Source organism: Streptomyces spororaveus (genome assembly GCF_016755875.1).
GTDB lineage: Bacteria > Actinomycetota > Actinomycetes > Streptomycetales > Streptomycetaceae > Streptomyces > Streptomyces spororaveus.
In genome coordinates this window covers 4,415,538-4,431,977 of sequence record NZ_BNED01000005.1, presented here as the reverse complement: position 1 = coordinate 4,431,977, position 16,440 = coordinate 4,415,538, and the positions used below count along the sequence as shown (strand labels likewise).

Genomic DNA, 16,440 nt, shown 5'->3' with positions numbered 1-16,440 from the left:
GTGGCCCCACACTGTGCACAGGCTGTGGACAACGACTTGAACCGTACCCGCTGGCCTGACTACCGTTGCCTGACCCCGGATTTTTTGTCCCGACCGTCCCAAAGAACCACACATTCGTGGGACCCCTGTGAGAGAGCGTGCTCTGTGGCTGACGTACCTGCCGATCTTGCCGCAGTGTGGCCAAGGGTGCTCGAAAAGCTCCTCGGGGAGGGACAGCCGGGGATCGAGCCCAAGGACAAGCAGTGGGTCGAGCGGTGCCAGCCCCTGGCACTCGTCGCCGACACCGCGCTGCTGGCCGTCCCCAACGAATGGGGCAAGCGCGTCCTCGAGGGCCGCCTCGCCCCGCTGATCAGTGACGCCCTCAGCCGTGAGTGCGGCCGCCCCATCCGGATCGCCATCACCGTGGACGACTCCGCGGGCGAGCCCGCGCCACCGGCCCCGCCCGCCCAGCAGCAGGGCGGGTACGAGCCGTACGGCGGCCAGCGCCCCGGCGGCGGCCCCGGCGACGACCAGCTCCCCACGGCCCGCCCGGCCTATCCGGACTACCAGCAGCAGCGCCCCGAGCCCGGCGCCTGGCCCCGCGGCGGCCAGCAGGACGACTACGGCTGGCAGCAGCCGCGCCTCGGCGGCTTCCCCGAGCGCGACCCGTACGCCTCCCCGCAGCCGGGCTACCTCCAGCAGCCCGAGCCCTCCGGCTACGACCAGGGCTCCTACGAGCAGCAGAAGTACGAGCAGTCCCCGTACGAGCCCCAGCAGCAGCACCAGTCCCATCAGTACGAGCAGCAGTCGTACGAGTCCCAGCAGTACGAGCAGTCGGCGCCGCGCCAGGCGCCCGGCCGGCCCGCGGCCCCGCCGTCCCCGTCCGGCGGCTCCACCTCGGGCCCGCTGGAGCCGACCGCGCGGCTGAACCCCAAGTACCTCTTCGACACCTTCGTCATCGGCGCCTCCAACCGCTTCGCGCACGCCGCCGCGGTGGCCGTCGCCGAAGCGCCCGCGAAGGCCTACAACCCCCTTTTCGTCTACGGGGAGTCGGGCCTCGGCAAGACGCACCTGCTGCACGCCATCGGGCACTACGCGCGGAGCCTCTACCCCGGCACCCGGGTGCGGTACGTGAGCTCGGAGGAGTTCACCAACGAGTTCATCAACTCCATCCGCGACGGCAAGGGCGACGCGTTCCGCAAGCGCTACCGCGAGATGGACATCCTGCTCGTCGACGACATCCAGTTCCTCGCGAGCAAGGAGTCGACGCAGGAGGAGTTCTTCCACACCTTCAACACGCTCCACAACGCCAACAAGCAGATCGTCCTCTCCTCCGACCGGCCGCCCAAGCAGCTGGTGACCCTGGAGGACCGGCTCCGCAACCGCTTCGAGTGGGGCCTGATCACCGACGTCCAGCCGCCCGAGCTGGAGACCCGTATCGCGATCCTGCGCAAGAAGGCCGTCCAGGAGCAGCTCAACGCCCCGCCGGAGGTACTGGAGTTCATCGCCTCCCGCATCTCGCGCAACATCCGTGAGCTGGAGGGGGCGCTGATCCGGGTCACGGCCTTCGCAAGCCTCAACCGGCAGCCGGTCGACCTGGGCCTGACCGAGGACGTCCTGAAGAACCTGATCCCGGGCGGCGAGGACAGCGCGCCGGAGATCACCGCCAGCGACATCATGGCGGCCACCGCCGACTACTTCGGCCTCACCGTGGACGACCTGTGCGGCTCCTCGCGCAGCCGGGTCCTGGTCACCGCCCGGCAGATCGCCATGTACCTGTGCCGGGAGCTCACCGACCTCTCACTGCCCAAGATCGGGGCCCAGTTCGGCGGCCGCGACCACACGACGGTCATGCACGCGGACCGCAAGATCCGCGCTCTGATGGCCGAGCGCCGGTCCATCTACAACCAGGTCACCGAACTCACCAACCGCATCAAGAACGCCTGAGCGCGGCCCCCCGACACCCGGTTCGGGGCCGCTTCAGGGCCCCTTCACACTCATCCAGAGGGCGCTCCCGGTCCACAACGGGGGCGCCCTTCTTCGTTCGCGCGCCCCTGACCTGTTCGAATACGCCCCCTGTGGAGCAACTCATCCACAGATTGGGAGACTTTCTTCCGTCCACACCCTGGGGACGGGTCGCGTCACCCACAATCTGTCCACAGGCGTGCGGGGTGAGGCTTCATCAGGGCAGGTCAGACCCCTGTGGAATTGTGCACAAACGTCATCCACAGGCTGTGGACAAATATTTCGTCCACAGCCCTGTCCACGGCGTTGTCCACCGTCGGCCCACAGGTTTCCACGTCCTGTGCACAGGATGCGGGGCCTTCTCCACACCCTTGTCCACTGTTCGGCAACACACCACCCCCTCTCACCGCCCGGAGTGAAAGCCGTCACACGGATGTAGACGTTTGGGTTGTGGAGTACCGGGGGAAAGCTGGGGACGCACCTGTGGAGTAATCGGGGTCACCTGGGGACAGCCTGTGCAGAACTTTTCGTTCTCCACAGGGACACGGGGTTGTCCACCGGTGCCACCCACAGGGTCGGTGGATAAAAAACGGGGGTTGACCTGGGAAAACGGGGTTATCCACCGTTTCCACAGGCCCTACTACTACCCCCATAGAGAGTTAGCCCGGTTTCGGTTTTCAAGCGGGTCCTGTGCACAACTCGTCGATCGCCCGCCCCGACGCCTCGCTCCCGACTTGACCGCCAGCCGCACCGAGTGTCGGCGCCGTACGTCAGACTGGTCCCCGGCATCGGTCGAGGCATCGACGAGCCGACGACGAAGGCCGGCAGACGAGCGAGCAACAGCAGGAGGCGGTTCCGGTGAAGATCCGGGTGGAGCGCGACGTACTCGCGGAGGCGGTGGCCTGGGCGGCCCGTAGCCTCCCGGCCCGGCCGCCGGTGCCCGTTCTCGCGGGCCTGCTGCTGAAGGCCGAAGAGGGCACTCTGAGCCTCTCCGGCTTCGACTACGAGGTCTCGGCCCGGGTCTCGGTCGAGGCGGACGTCGAGGAGGACGGCACCGTCCTGGTCTCCGGCCGGCTGCTCGCCGACATCTGCCGCGCGCTCCCCAACCGCCCGGTGGAGATTTCCACAGACGGTGTACGGGCGACCGTGGTCTGCGGCTCCTCCCGGTTCACACTCCACACCCTGCCTGTGGAGGAGTACCCGGCGCTGCCGCAGATGCCGACCGCGACCGGGACCGTCGCCGGCGAGGTCTTCGCCTCCGCCGCCAAGCAGGTGGCCACCGCCGCCGGCCGCGACGACACGCTGCCGGTGCTGACCGGTGTCCGCATCGAGATCGAGGGCGACCGCGTCACCCTGGCCTCCACCGACCGCTACCGCTTCGCGGTCCGCGAGTTCCTGTGGAAGCCGGAGAACCCGGACGCGTCGGCCGTGGCCCTGGTGCCCGCCAAGACGCTCCAGGAGATCGCCAACTCGCTGACCAGCGGTGACACGGTCACCCTGGCGCTGTCCGGCTCCGGTGCGGGCGAAGGCCTGATCGGTTTCGAGGGCGCCGGCCGCCGCACCACCACCCGGCTGCTCGAAGGCGACCTGCCCAAGTACCGGACGCTGTTCCCGACGGAGTTCAACTCGATCGCCGTGATCGAGACCGCGCCCTTCGTCGAGGCCGTCAAGCGCGTGGCCCTGGTGGCCGAGCGCAACACCCCGGTCCGCCTCAGCTTCGAGAAGGGCGTGCTGATCCTGGAGGCCGGTTCCTCCGACGACGCACAGGCTGTGGAAAGGGTCGACGCCCAGCTGGACGGCGACGACATCTCGATCGCCTTCAACCCGACCTTCCTGCTGGACGGTCTGAGCGCGATCGCCTCCCCGGTGGCCCAGCTCAGCTTCACCACGTCGACCAAGCCCGCGCTGCTCAGCGGCCGCCCGGCGATCGACGCGGAGGCGGACGAGGCCTACAAGTACCTGATCATGCCGGTGCGCCTGTCCGGCTGACGCTCCACCCGTCGGCGTCGGGCCCGGTCTCGCACGCGGCGGGACCGGGCCCGACGCCGTCCACAGGCCGGGCGGGGCGCTGGGGACGGGGCCGTCCCCGGCCGGATCCCGTAAACCCGGACCGGCCGCCATGGAGCGCCCGCAGGGCCCGCCGCCACGGCCCGGCGTAGGCTCGGATCCGGTGGGCGACCCCCCGCACGTCCGGCGAGGACACGGCCGGGGGAGCCCCGGCAAAGACGGCCACAACGCTTAAGGAACCACCTGATGGAGCTTGGTCTCGTCGGTCTCGGCAAGATGGGCGGCAACATGCGCGAGCGCATCCGCCGCGCAGGCCACACCGTCATCGGATACGACCGCAACCCGGACCTCGCGGATGTCCACAGCCTGCAGGAACTTGTGGACAGCCTGCAGGCCCCCCGCGTCGTGTGGGTCATGGTCCCGGCCGGTGCGGCCACCCAGTCCACGGTCGACGAGCTCGCCGAGCTGCTGTCGCCCGGTGACATCGTCGTCGACGGCGGCAACTCCCGCTGGACCGACGACGAGAAGCACGCCGAGGAGCTGAAGGCCAAGGGCATCGGCTTCGTCGACTGCGGTGTCTCCGGCGGCGTGTGGGGCCTGGAGAACGGCTACGCGCTCATGTACGGCGGTGCCGCCGAGGACGTGGCCCGTGTGCAGCCGGTCTTCGACGCCCTCAAGCCCGAGGGCGAGTTCGGCGCCGTGCACGCGGGCAAGGTCGGCGCGGGCCACTTCGCCAAGATGGTCCACAACGGCATCGAGTACGCCATGATGCAGGCCTACGCCGAGGGCTGGGAGCTCCTGGAGAAGGTGGACTCGGTCACCGACGTCCGCGAGGTCTTCCGCTCCTGGCAGGAGGGCACCGTCATCCGCTCCTGGCTGCTGGACCTGGCCGTGAACGCCCTCGACGAGGACGAGCACCTGGAGCAGCTGCGCGGCTTCGCCCAGGACTCCGGCGAGGGACGCTGGACGGTGGAGGCGGCGATCGACAACGCCGTACCGCTGCCCGCGATCACCGCGTCGCTGTTCGCCCGCTTCGCCTCGCGGCAGGACGACTCCCCGCAGATGAAGATGATCGCCGCGCTGCGCAACCAGTTCGGCGGCCACGCGGTCGAGAAGAAGTAGCACTCCGCAGCAGGGCGGCCCAGCCGCACAGCACCACAGCGAGAAGTTGGAAGCCGGGGGAGGTCGGCGCCGTATGCACGTTTCGCATCTCTCACTGGCCGACTTCCGCTCGTACGCCCGGGCCGAGGTTCCCCTCGACCCGGGCGTCACCGCTTTCGTGGGCCCCAACGGCCAGGGGAAGACCAACCTCGTCGAGGCGATCGGCTACCTCGCGACCCTCGGCAGCCACCGGGTCTCCTCGGACGCCCCGCTCGTACGGATGGGCGCGGACCGGGCGATCGTCCGGGCCGCCGTCACCCAGGGCGAGCGCCAGCAGCTGGTGGAGCTGGAGCTCAATCCCGGCCGGGCGAACCGGGCCCGGATCAACCGCTCCTCGCAGGTCAGGCCGCGGGACGTGCTGGGGATCATACGGACGGTGCTGTTCGCGCCGGAGGACCTGGCCCTGGTCAAGGGCGACCCGGGCGAGCGGCGGCGGTTCCTGGACGAGCTGGTCACGGCGCGCTCGCCGCGGATGGCCGCGGTCCGCTCCGACTACGAGCGGGTGCTCAAGCAGCGCAACACCCTGCTGAAGTCGGCGGCGATGGCCCGCCGGCACGGCGGCCGCTCCCTGGACCTGTCCACCCTCGACGTGTGGGACCAGCACCTCGCGCGCGTCGGCGCGGAACTGCTCGCGCAGCGGCTGGACCTGATCGCGACCCTGCTGCCGCTGGCGGACAAGTCCTACGAGCAGCTCGCGCCCGGCGGCGGCCCGCTGGGGCTGGCGTACAAGTCCTCGGCCGGCGAGCCGGTGGACAGCGGCGCGGCGCGCACCCGCGAAGCCCTGTACGAGGTGCTGCTGGCGGCCCTGGCCGAGGTGCGCAAGCAGGAGATCGAGCGCGGTGTGACCCTGGTGGGACCGCACCGCGACGACCTGGTGCTGCGGCTCGGGGAGCTGCCCGCGAAGGGGTACGCGAGCCACGGCGAGTCGTGGTCGTACGCACTGGCGCTGCGGCTGGCCTCCTACGAGCTGCTGCGCTCGGAGGGCAGCGAGCCGGTGCTGATCCTGGACGACGTGTTCGCGGAGCTGGACACGCGGCGCCGGGAGCGGCTGGCGGAGCTGGTGGCCCCGGGCGAGCAGGTACTGGTGACGGCGGCGGTGGACGACGACGTCCCGGGGGTGCTGGTGGGAACGCGGTTCGGGGTGTCCGGCGGTGAGGTGACCCGGCTGTGAACGAGCACGCCAAGGACCCGCAGGAGGGTCGCAGGTCCCCGGAGGTCTCCGGGGTGGACCTCGCGCGCCAGGCCCTCGCGGCGGCGCGGGAGCAGGCGCGGGCCCGGGGCAACGCGGCCGGCGGGAAGAAGCGCCCGGGGCCGGGACTGCGCTCGGGGGCCCGGGCGGACGGCCGGGACCCGATGCCGCTCATGGCGGCGCTGGACCGGCTGCGCACCGAACGCGGCTGGGAGATGCCGATGGCGGTCGCGGGCGTGATGGAGCGCTGGCCGGAGATCGTCGGCCCCGAGATCGCGGCCCACTGTGAACCGGAACGCTACGAGGACCGTGAGCTTGTCGTGCGGTGCGACTCCTCGGCGTGGGCGGCGCAGCTGAAGCTGCTGGCTCCGCAGCTGGTCGCGCGGCTGAACGCGGACCTGGGGCAGGGGACGGTGCGGATGATCAAGGTGCAGGGGCCGGGCGGGCGGCCGAAGGGGTACGGGCCGTGGCGCGCGCCGGGCAGCAAGGGTCCCGGGGACACCTACGGCTGACGGTTCCCTGCGGGCCGCCCCTCCCGCGGTTGCACGCTGCCCGCTCCGCGGGACCCCTGGGCGCCGCCCCGGACCCCGCGCCTCACACGCCGCCGGGGCTGGAAGAGCGGCCGGGCCGGAGGGGCCGGCGGGGGTGTTCGTGGTGGTGTCCCTCACGGTAGTCGGAGGTTGACAGCCCGAAGGGCTGGATGCCCGCGTGAGCCTCTTTGAGCCCCTCCCCGGATGTGGGGAGTCGGAGAGAGGAGGTTCAGGGCGGCACATGCGGACTCAGGTACCGGCAAACCCCCATTCATGTCAGTGGTACCGGTAGACTGGAGGAAATCCCGCCCGTTCGCGGGATCACGCAGACAACGCAGATCGACGCGGCCGCTCCCGCCGGCGCACTTGCTGGTCCGGAGTACGGGCTGCGCTGTGCCAGAAAGGGCGCTTCGTGGCCGATTCCGGCGACTCCAACGAGAAGAATTACGACGCCAGTGCGATCCAGGTCCTTGAGGGCCTGGACGCGGTCCGCAAGCGGCCGGGTATGTACATCGGCTCGACGGGTGAGCGTGGTCTGCACCACCTCGTCTACGAGGTCGTCGACAACTCGGTCGACGAGGCGCTGGCCGGGCACGCGGACACCATCGACGTGACGATCCTCGCCGACGGCGGGGTGCGCGTCGTGGACAACGGTCGCGGTATCCCGGTCGGCATCGTTCCGTCCGAGGGGAAGCCGGCCGTCGAGGTCGTCCTGACCGTCCTGCACGCGGGCGGCAAGTTCGGCGGCGGCGGCTACGCCGTGTCCGGCGGTCTGCACGGCGTCGGCGTGTCCGTCGTGAACGCCCTGTCGACCAAGGTCGCGGTCGAGGTCAAGACGGACGGCCACCGCTGGACCCAGGACTACAAGCTGGGCGTCCCGACGGCCCCGCTGGCCAAGAACGAGGAGACCGCCGAGACCGGCACCACGGTCACCTTCTGGGCCGACGGCGACATCTTCGAGACGACCGAGTACTCCTTCGAGACGCTGTCGCGGCGCTTCCAGGAGATGGCCTTCCTCAACAAGGGCCTCACCCTGTCGCTGACCGACGAGCGCGAGTCGGCGAAGGCCACGGTCGGCGCGGACGACCCCGACGCGGACACCGCAGAGCCCACGGCGCGCACGGTGAAGTACTACTACGAGGGCGGCATCGTCGACTTCGTGAAGTACCTCAACTCGCGCAAGGGCGAGCTGATCCACCCGACCGTCATCGACGTCGAGGCCGAGGACAAGGAGCGCATGCTCTCGGTCGAGATCGCGATGCAGTGGAACTCGCAGTACACGGAGGGGGTCTACTCCTTCGCGAACACGATCCACACCCACGAGGGCGGTACGCACGAGGAGGGCTTCCGCGCGGCCCTGACGGGTCTGGTGAACCGTTACGCGCGCGACAAGAAGCTGCTGCGCGAGAAGGACGACAACCTCGCCGGCGAGGACATCCGCGAGGGTCTGACGGCGATCATCTCGGTCAAGCTGGGCGAGCCCCAGTTCGAGGGCCAGACGAAGACCAAGCTGGGCAACACGGAGGCCAAGACCTTCGTGCAGAAGGTGGTCCACGAGCACCTCAACGACTGGTTCGACCGCAACCCGGTCGAGGCCGCGGACATCATCCGCAAGTCGATCCAGGCGGCCACGGCGCGCGTCGCGGCCCGCAAGGCCCGGGACCTCACCCGCCGCAAGGGCCTGCTGGAGAGCGCCTCGCTGCCGGGCAAGCTGTCCGACTGCCAATCGAACGACCCGACCAAGTGCGAGATCTTCATCGTCGAGGGTGACTCGGCCGGTGGCTCCGCGAAGTCCGGCCGCAACCCGATGTACCAGGCCATCCTGCCGATCCGCGGCAAGATCCTGAACGTCGAGAAGGCCCGTATCGACAAGATCCTCCAGAACACCGAGGTCCAGGCGCTGATCAGCGCCTTCGGCACCGGTGTGCACGAGGACTTCGACATCGAGAAGCTCCGCTATCACAAGATCATCCTGATGGCGGACGCCGACGTCGACGGCCAGCACATCAACACCCTGCTGCTGACCTTCCTCTTCCGCTTCATGCGGCCGCTGGTCGAGGCCGGTCACGTGTACCTGTCCCGTCCGCCGCTCTACAAGATCAAGTGGGGCCGGGACGACTTCGAGTACGCGTACTCGGACCGCGAGCGCGACGCGCTGGTGGAGCTCGGCAAGCAGAACGGCAAGCGGATCAAGGAAGACTCGATCCAGCGCTTCAAGGGTCTGGGCGAGATGAACGCCGAGGAGCTGCGCGTCACCACCATGGACGTGGACCACCGTGTCCTCGGCCAGGTCACCCTCGACGACGCGGCGCAGGCCGACGACCTGTTCTCGGTGCTGATGGGTGAGGACGTCGAGGCGCGGCGCTCCTTCATCCAGCGCAACGCCAAGGACGTCCGCTTCCTCGACATCTGAGTCGGCTCCGCTGACCGCCGCCTGAAAGGACTTCTGACCAGCAATGGCCGACGAAACCACCCAACCCGCAAAGAACGCTGAGAACGGCGAGAACACTGCGGAGGAGCAGCCCGTGCTGCGCATCGAGCCCGTCGGGCTCGAGACGGAGATGCAGCGCTCCTACCTCGACTACGCGATGTCCGTCATCGTCTCGCGCGCCCTGCCGGACGTGCGCGACGGCCTCAAGCCGGTGCACCGCCGCGTGCTGTACGCGATGTACGACGGCGGCTACCGGCCCGAGAAGGGCTTCTACAAGTGCGCCCGCGTCGTCGGCGACGTCATGGGTACCTACCACCCGCACGGTGACAGCTCGATCTACGACGCCCTGGTCCGCCTGGCCCAGCCGTGGTCGATGCGCATGCCGCTGGTGGACTCCAACGGCAACTTCGGCTCCCCGGGCAACGACCCGGCGGCCGCGATGCGCTACACCGAGTGCAAGCTCATGCCGCAGGCCATGGAGATGCTCCGGGACATCGACGAGGAGACCGTCGACTTCCAGGACAACTACGACGGCCGCAACCAGGAGCCCACGGTCCTGCCGGCCCGCTTCCCGAACCTGCTGGTCAACGGCAGCGCCGGCATCGCGGTCGGCATGGCGACCAACATCCCGCCGCACAACCTGCGCGAGGTCGCGGCCGGTGCCCAGTGGGCGCTGGAGCACCCGGAGGCCACGCACGAGGAGCTCCAGGACGCGCTGATCGAGCGGATCAAGGGCCCGGACTTCCCGTCGGGCGCCCTGGTCGTGGGCCGCAAGGGCATCGAGGAGGCGTACCGGACCGGTCGCGGCTCCATCACGATGCGCGCGGTGGTGGAGGTCGAGGAGATCCAGAACCGCCAGTGCCTGGTGGTCACGGAGCTCCCCTACCAGACCAACCCCGACAACCTCGCGCAGAAGATCGCGGATCTGGTCAAGGACGGCAAGGTCGGCGGCATCGCCGACGTCCGCGACGAGACCTCCTCGCGGACCGGCCAGCGCCTGGTGATCGTCCTCAAGCGGGACGCCGTCGCGAAGGTCGTGCTGAACAACCTCTACAAGCACACCGACCTGCAGACGAACTTCGGCGCGAACATGCTGGCGCTGGTGGACGGCGTGCCGCGCACGCTGTCGATCGACGCCTTCATCCGCCACTGGGTGACGCACCAGATCGAGGTCATCGTCCGGCGTACGAAGTTCCGCCTGCGCAAGGCGGAGGAGCGCGCGCACATCCTGCGCGGTCTGCTCAAGGCGCTGGACGCGATCGACGAGGTCATCGCGCTGATCCGGCGCAGCAACACGGTCGAGATCGCGCGCGAGGGCCTGATGGGCCTCCTGGAGATCGACGAGATCCAGGCGAACGCGATCCTGGAGATGCAGCTCCGCCGCCTCGCGGCCCTGGAGCGGCAGAAGATCGTCGCCGAGCACGACGAGCTCCAGGCCAAGATCAACGAGTACAACGCCATCCTGGCCTCGGAGGAGCGCCAGCGCTCCATCGTCAGCGAGGAACTGGCGGCGATCGTCGAGAAGTTCGGCGACGACCGGCGCTCGAAGCTGGTGCCCTTCGACGGTGACATGTCCATCGAGGACCTGATCGCCGAAGAGGACATCGTCGTCACGATCACGCACGGCGGCTACGTCAAGCGCACCAAGACCGAGGACTACCGCTCGCAGAAGCGCGGCGGCAAGGGCGTGCGCGGCACGAAGCTGAAGCAGGACGACCTGGTCGACCACTTCTTCGTCTCCACCACGCACCACTGGCTGCTGTTCTTCACGAACAAGGGCCGCGTCTACCGGTCCAAGGCGTACGAGCTGCCGGACGCCGGCCGTGACGCCCGCGGGCAGCACGTGGCGAACCTGCTGGCCTTCCAGCCGGACGAGAAGATCGCCCAGATCCTCGCGATCCGCGACTACGAGGCGGCTCCGTACCTGATCCTGGCCACCAAGGGCGGCCTCGTGAAGAAGACGGCGCTCAAGGACTACGACTCGCCCCGCTCGGGCGGCGTCATCGCGATCAACCTCCGGGAGACCGGCGACGGCAGCGACGACGAGCTGATCGGCGCCGAGCTGGTGTCCGCCGAGGACGACCTGCTGCTGATCAGCAAGAAGGCGCAGTCGATCCGCTTCACGGCGACCGACGACGCGCTGCGCCCGATGGGCCGCGCCACCTCGGGCGTGAAGGGCATGAGTTTCCGTGAAGGTGACGAACTGCTCTCCATGAGCGTTGTCAGGCCGGGTACGTTCGTCTTCACCGCGACCGACGGCGGCTACGCCAAGCGGACGCCGGTCGACGAGTACCGCGTCCAGGGCCGTGGCGGCCTGGGTATCAAGGCCGCCAAGATCGTGGAGGACCGCGGCTCGCTCGTCGGGGCGCTCGTGGTCGACGAGAGCGACGAGATTCTCGCCATCACGCTCGGCGGTGGTGTGATTCGTACGCGCGTCAACGAAGTCAGGGAGACCGGCCGTGACACCATGGGCGTCCAGCTGATCAACCTGGGCAAGCGCGATGCCGTGGTCGGCATCGCCCGCAACGCCGAGGCCGGTCAGGAAGCTGACGAGGTCGAGGCCGACGAGAACGACACCGAGGTGGCCGACGGACCGGCCGCCGAGGCAGCCGAGGGCACGCAGCCCTCGGCCGGGGAGCACGAGGAGTAAGTCGTGAGTGGAGCCACGGGCGCCGGACCGGCCAAGACTGGAGCGAACGGTGCCCGTGGCCCTGCCGCGGACTCCCAGGGGGGAACCGTGACGGACACCCGAGGACCGAAGGCTGCGGTCGGCACGGACGCCGGCCAGGACAAGCCCGCACAGCCGTACCACCCGCCGCAGGCCTACCCGGCGCCCTCGGGCCCGGGGACGGCGCAGGGCGGCAAGGGAGCGGGCGCGCAGCGCAAGCCGCGCACGGGCGTCCGTACGGCCCCCCGCACGCGCAAGGCGCGGCTGCGGGTGGCCAAGGCCGACCCGTGGTCGGTCATGAAGGTCAGCTTCCTGCTGTCGATCGCGCTCGGCATCTGCACGATCGTGGCGGCGGCCGTGCTGTGGATGGTCATGGACGCGATGGGCGTCTTCTCGACCGTCGGCGGCACGATCAGCGAGGCGACCGGTTCGAACGAGGGCAACGGGTTCGACCTCCAGTCGTTCCTGTCGCTGCCGCGCGTTCTGATCTTCACGTCGGTCATCGCGGTGATCGACGTGGTGCTGGCGACGGCACTGGCGACGCTGGGCGCGTTCATCTACAACCTGTCGGCGGGCTTCGTCGGCGGTGTGGAGCTCACCCTCGCCGAGGACGAGTAGGCCCTCCGCCCGGGCGCCCGCGCCGGTCGGATGACCTGCGCAGACGCCCCCAGGCAACGGATTTTGGCCTGACCGGGTCTGTGCGCTAATCTTCAGGAGTCAGCGCGCAGCGCGGATGGGGCTATAGCTCAGTTGGTTAGAGCGCATCCCTGATAAGGATGAGGCCACAGGTTCAAATCCTGTTAGCCCCACAGTGTCGAAGACCCCCAGGCCAAGGCCTGGGGGTCTTTGTCGTTGGGCCAGTTGGTCGACCGCCAGGTCACCGATCGGTATCGGTCGGTGTGTATTGTTGGGCGCCAGAAGTCCCCTACGTCAACGAAAGACGAGGTCGCGCGGTGAAGAAGCTGCTCCTGGTCGCACTGGCCGCCATCGGCGGGCTCCTCGTGTACCGCCAGATCCAGGCGGACCGCGCCGAGCAGGACCTGTGGACGGAGGCAACTGACTCCGTGCCCTCTGGTTCCGGTGTGTGAGACCCAAGGCTGATCTCATGAAGCCCCGGCTGCCGCTGCGGCCGGGGCTTTGTGCTGCTCTGTGACGAAAACTTCCGTTATGTAAAGATTTGGCTTGCGCGAGCAAACTCGGGGTGGGCGTGATGGTTCGGGGACGGACGACAGCGTGGGCGGCGGCCCTGTGCCTGGTGGCGGGAGCGCCGGGGGCCGCGTACGCCGAGGGGGCCGCGCCCGGGCCCCTGCCGACCTACCGGGCTGCGGACGGCGCCAAGGCGGTCGAGGGCACGTCCTCCACGGCGGACGCCCCGAAGATCGAGGCCGGGAACGCCTACCAGGACACGCTCGGGCCGGGGGAACGCGTGTACCGGCTCGTCCTCGGCAAGGACGACTCCGATGTCTACGTCTCCGCCGTGGTCCGGCCCGCGGCCGGCGCGAAGGTCTCCGGCGGCGACGGCATCGAGGTGGAGATCATGACCACCGCCGGGTCCTCCTGCGAGGACAGCGCCGGCCGGGCGAACTTCGGTTACGACGCCTACCCGATCGGCGCGGCCGGCGTCCGGTGGGGCAGGGAGGACGCGAACTGCGCGCCCGCGGGCGTGTACTACGCCAAGGTCACGCGCACCTCGGCCAAGGGCTACGACCAGAGCCCCTGGCCGCTTGAGATCACGGTCCAGCGCGAGCCCGGACGCGGCGCGGGAGCCCCCACGACGGCGCCCAGTGCCTGGCCCTCGGGGGCCCCGGCGCTCCCCGGCACCGAGGCGGCGCCCCGCAGCGGCGGCACCGGCTTCAACGACGCCCGCGCCCTGGGCGCCGGGGTGTGGCGCGACGAGATGCGGCCCGGCCAGACCCGCTTCTACCGGGTCCCGGTGGACTGGGGACAGCAGCTGGGCCTGGGGGCCGAACTGGCCGCCGCCAGGATGACCAAGACCTACGGCTCGGCCTCGGGCGGGCTCACCGTCGCCCTCTACAACCCGTACCGGAGCCTGATCTCCGACAAGGACACCTCGTACGACGGCAAGCAGGCCGGGATCACCCTGGAGAAGACCCCGCCGGTCGCCTACGAGAACCGTTTCGCGCGGGACCGGGACGTGCGGCCCGTCTCGCTCGCGGGCTGGTACTACGTGGCGGTGACCATGGGCGCGAAGGTCGCCGACTTCACCGAGGACGCGACGCCCGTGCCGCTGACCCTGCGCCTGGACGTCGCGGGCACGCCGGCCAAGGGGCCCGCGTACAAGGAGAGTCCGGCCCCGGGAGGCTTCGGGGTGGGCGACGAGGACCGGGCCGCGGCCCGGGAAGGGCTCACCGCCCCGGAGGCGGCGGAGGCCGCCGGGCGGCACTCCGCGATGCGGGTCGTGGCGGGCGCCGGGTTCGGCACCGGGACGGTGCTGCTGCTGGTGCTGGGCTGCTGGACGCTGCTCGGGCGGCGGCGGGGACGCGGTCCTACAGCTGTGTGAGGGCCCAGACGCCCACCGCGAAGCAGAGCAGCGCCGCGGCGAGCAGCGAGGCCACCGCCTTCGCCGGGGGCGGGGCGATCCGGCCGCCCGCCCGGACCGGCGGGCCGACGGGCGCCGCGGGGACCGGCGCGGTGGGCGCGGTCGGCGGCGGCAGGTGGAAGCTGCCCGTCTCCGAGGGCCCGTACGCGGGTCCGTACGCAGGCCCCTGCGCCGGGATGGCGGGGGAGGCGGAGCCGGCCGGGTACGGGGCCGCAGGCGTGGGCGGGGCGGCCACCGGGGTCACGGTGGCCACCGGGGTCACCGGGGTCACCGGGGTCACCGGGGTCACCGGGGTCACCGGGGTCACCGGGGTCACCGGCTCCTGCGAGGCCGTCCGGGCCGTACCGCGCGGGTCGGTCCGGACCGCCTCCGCGGGCACCGTCACCGAGCCGGGGGCCTGCGGCGCCGGGGCCTCGGCGGCGGGTCCCCGCGGGGCCGCGGCCGGCGGGCCGGGCGGGCCCTGAGGGCCGAATCCGGGCGGCAGCGGGCCGAGTTGGTCGAACACCTCCACCGGATCCTCGTCCGGGGCGGGCGGCGGCAGCAGCTCCACGGCCTCGGCAAGGGCCTTGCGTGCCCCTGTGGCCGTCCGGAAGCGGTTCTGGGGGTCGGGCTGCAGGAGGCCGGCGATGACGCCCCACAGCGGGGCGGGGACGCCTTCGGGGGCGTCCGGGGTGCCATGGGCGAGGAAGTGCTCCACCAGGGCCCGGGAATCGGGCTTGCGGCCCTGGAGGAGGTACAGGGCGACCAGCCCCACGGCGAAGAGGTCGGCGGGGAAGTCGGGCTCGGCGCCCAGGAGTTGCTCGGGGGCGAAATAGCCCGGCGTGCCGACCACGTAGTCGGTCTCGGTCAGCCGGGGCTCGCCCTTGCGCATGGAGATGCCGAAGTCGGACAGCCGCAGGTGCGGCCGCCCGGTTCCGGTGGCCTCCATCAGGATGTTGGCCGGTTTGATGTCGCGGTGCACCACGCCTTCCGCGTGCACCGCCGCGAGCCCCGACAGGAGCTGGTCGAGCAGGGTGCACACGAAACGGGGCGGCAGGGGTCCGTAGTCCCCGATCACATGGCCGAGCGAGCCGCCACCGACCAGGTCCATGGTGAAGAGGACCTTGTCGTCGTCGGCCGCCCAGCTGGCGGGAGCCAGTACGTGCGGATGGTCGATCCGCAGTGCCTGTTCCCGTACGAACCGCAGGAGCGTGTGGGCGTCGCTCTGCAGGAGGACCTTCGCGGCGACGTAGCGGCGCCGGCGGTGGTCCCAGGCCCGCCATACGGCACCCGCGCCACCGCGTCCGATCGGGTCGATCAGCTCGTACCGACCGGCGAAGACCTCACCCATCGCTGTGCCCGTCCCCCGTCACCCGTTGTCCGCCCTCGTGCGTGTCAGTTCTGGTGGGCCTCGTAGTGGGCGACCGCGTCGGCGGTGCGGCCCGCGCCGTACACCCGGAGGAACTCTGCCAGTTCCGGATGGCTGGCGGCGAGGGTGTTCGCCGCGTCGATGATGTCCCCGGCCGCGGACACCGAGCGCAGCAGCGACTGGATCTCGCGGACGACCCGCTTGACCGTCGGTGCGCCGGAGCTGGTGGTGGTCTGGCCGCTGTTGCTGAGGACGGATCCCCCCTGGGTCTTCTTGATCTCGTCCATCCGGTCGGTGGCCTCCCCCGCGCTGACGCTTCCGTCGGCCACCTGGCCGGCGAGATCCTGGAGGGCCTGGACCCGCTGGACCACGGCCGGGTTGCCGATCTTTGCGCGCTGGCCGCTCATCAGCTGGGACAACATGGGCGCCGACAGTCCGAGGACGGCAGCGAGGCGGGCCTGGTTCAGGCCGAGGTCATCTATGAGCCTGCGGAAGAGCGCTCCCAGCGGCTCCCCGTACCAACTGCGCTGAAGCTCTCTGGCTCTGGCAGTCGCCTCTTGCTGTACTGCGTCCACTCTTACTACTCCCCTTCGCTGGTGCGA

The 16,440-nt window shown here is 70.3% G+C and carries 12 protein-coding genes and 1 tRNA gene; 11 read left to right on the top strand and 2 right to left on the bottom strand.

Annotation, left to right across the window (positions count from 1 at the left end; translation table 11 throughout):
- Positions 1-144 precede the first annotated feature (144 nt).
- The 11 genes from dnaA to Sspor_RS22230 all read left to right on the top strand — a co-directional run bounded on the left by dnaA (position 145) and on the right by Sspor_RS22230 (position 14,451).
- On the top strand, positions 145-1,926 hold the full coding sequence (gene dnaA / locus Sspor_RS22280; RefSeq protein ID WP_202200715.1) for a chromosomal replication initiator protein DnaA: 1,782 nt from the start codon (positions 145-147) through the stop codon (positions 1,924-1,926).
- Positions 1,927-2,802: 876 nt separating this feature from the next.
- The gene (gene dnaN, locus Sspor_RS22275; protein WP_030956769.1) at positions 2,803-3,933 is read left to right on the top strand and encodes a DNA polymerase III subunit beta; all 1,131 of its coding nucleotides are present in this window, start codon (positions 2,803-2,805) and stop codon (positions 3,931-3,933) included.
- A gap of 264 nt (positions 3,934-4,197) precedes the next feature.
- Positions 4,198-5,073, top strand: a complete 876-nt coding sequence (gene gnd / locus Sspor_RS22270; protein ID WP_033214929.1) for a phosphogluconate dehydrogenase (NAD(+)-dependent, decarboxylating) — start codon at positions 4,198-4,200, stop codon at positions 5,071-5,073.
- A gap of 73 nt (positions 5,074-5,146) precedes the next feature.
- Entirely contained in the window at positions 5,147-6,283 is a 1,137-nt protein-coding gene (recF, locus tag Sspor_RS22265; RefSeq protein WP_202200714.1) for a DNA replication/repair protein RecF, read from the top strand.
- Positions 6,280-6,813, top strand: a complete 534-nt coding sequence (locus Sspor_RS22260) for a DciA family protein (RefSeq protein WP_202200713.1) — start codon at positions 6,280-6,282, stop codon at positions 6,811-6,813. The genes recF and Sspor_RS22260 overlap by 4 nt, the downstream gene beginning before the upstream one ends.
- 409 nt (positions 6,814-7,222) lie before the next feature.
- Complete coding sequence (gene gyrB / locus Sspor_RS22255) at positions 7,223-9,244, top strand: DNA topoisomerase (ATP-hydrolyzing) subunit B (protein WP_030383918.1); 2,022 nt, start codon at positions 7,223-7,225, stop codon at positions 9,242-9,244.
- Positions 9,245-9,287: 43 nt separating this feature from the next.
- Positions 9,288-11,912, top strand: coding sequence for a DNA gyrase subunit A (gyrA, locus tag Sspor_RS22250; protein WP_202200712.1), 2,625 nt, complete (start codon positions 9,288-9,290; stop codon positions 11,910-11,912).
- 87 nt (positions 11,913-11,999) lie between these two features.
- Positions 12,000-12,548 carry a DUF3566 domain-containing protein gene (locus Sspor_RS22245; protein ID WP_372499695.1) on the top strand — a complete coding sequence of 183 codons (549 nt, stop codon included), beginning with the start codon at positions 12,000-12,002 and terminating at the stop codon, positions 12,546-12,548.
- Positions 12,549-12,665: 117 nt separating this feature from the next.
- Positions 12,666-12,739: transfer RNA gene (locus Sspor_RS22240), tRNA-Ile, on the top strand.
- 144 nt (positions 12,740-12,883) lie between these two features.
- A complete protein-coding gene (locus Sspor_RS40685) occupies positions 12,884-13,018 on the top strand; it encodes a DLW-39 family protein (RefSeq protein ID WP_208809277.1) in 135 nt (44 codons plus the stop codon).
- Between the two features lie 122 nt (positions 13,019-13,140).
- Entirely contained in the window at positions 13,141-14,451 is a 1,311-nt protein-coding gene (locus Sspor_RS22230) for a hypothetical protein (protein ID WP_237403972.1), read from the top strand.
- On the opposite strand, the gene Sspor_RS22225 is transcribed toward Sspor_RS22230, so the two are convergent.
- Positions 14,438-15,820 (bottom strand): serine/threonine-protein kinase, encoded by a 1,383-nt coding sequence (locus tag Sspor_RS22225; protein ID WP_202200709.1) that lies wholly within the window; start codon positions 15,818-15,820, stop codon positions 14,438-14,440. The two genes, Sspor_RS22230 and Sspor_RS22225, sit on opposite strands and share 14 nt — an antisense overlap.
- Before the next feature lie 44 nt (positions 15,821-15,864).
- Complete coding sequence (locus tag Sspor_RS22220; RefSeq protein ID WP_202200708.1) at positions 15,865-16,413, bottom strand: helix-turn-helix domain-containing protein; 549 nt, start codon at positions 16,411-16,413, stop codon at positions 15,865-15,867.
- Positions 16,414-16,440 lie beyond the last annotated feature (27 nt).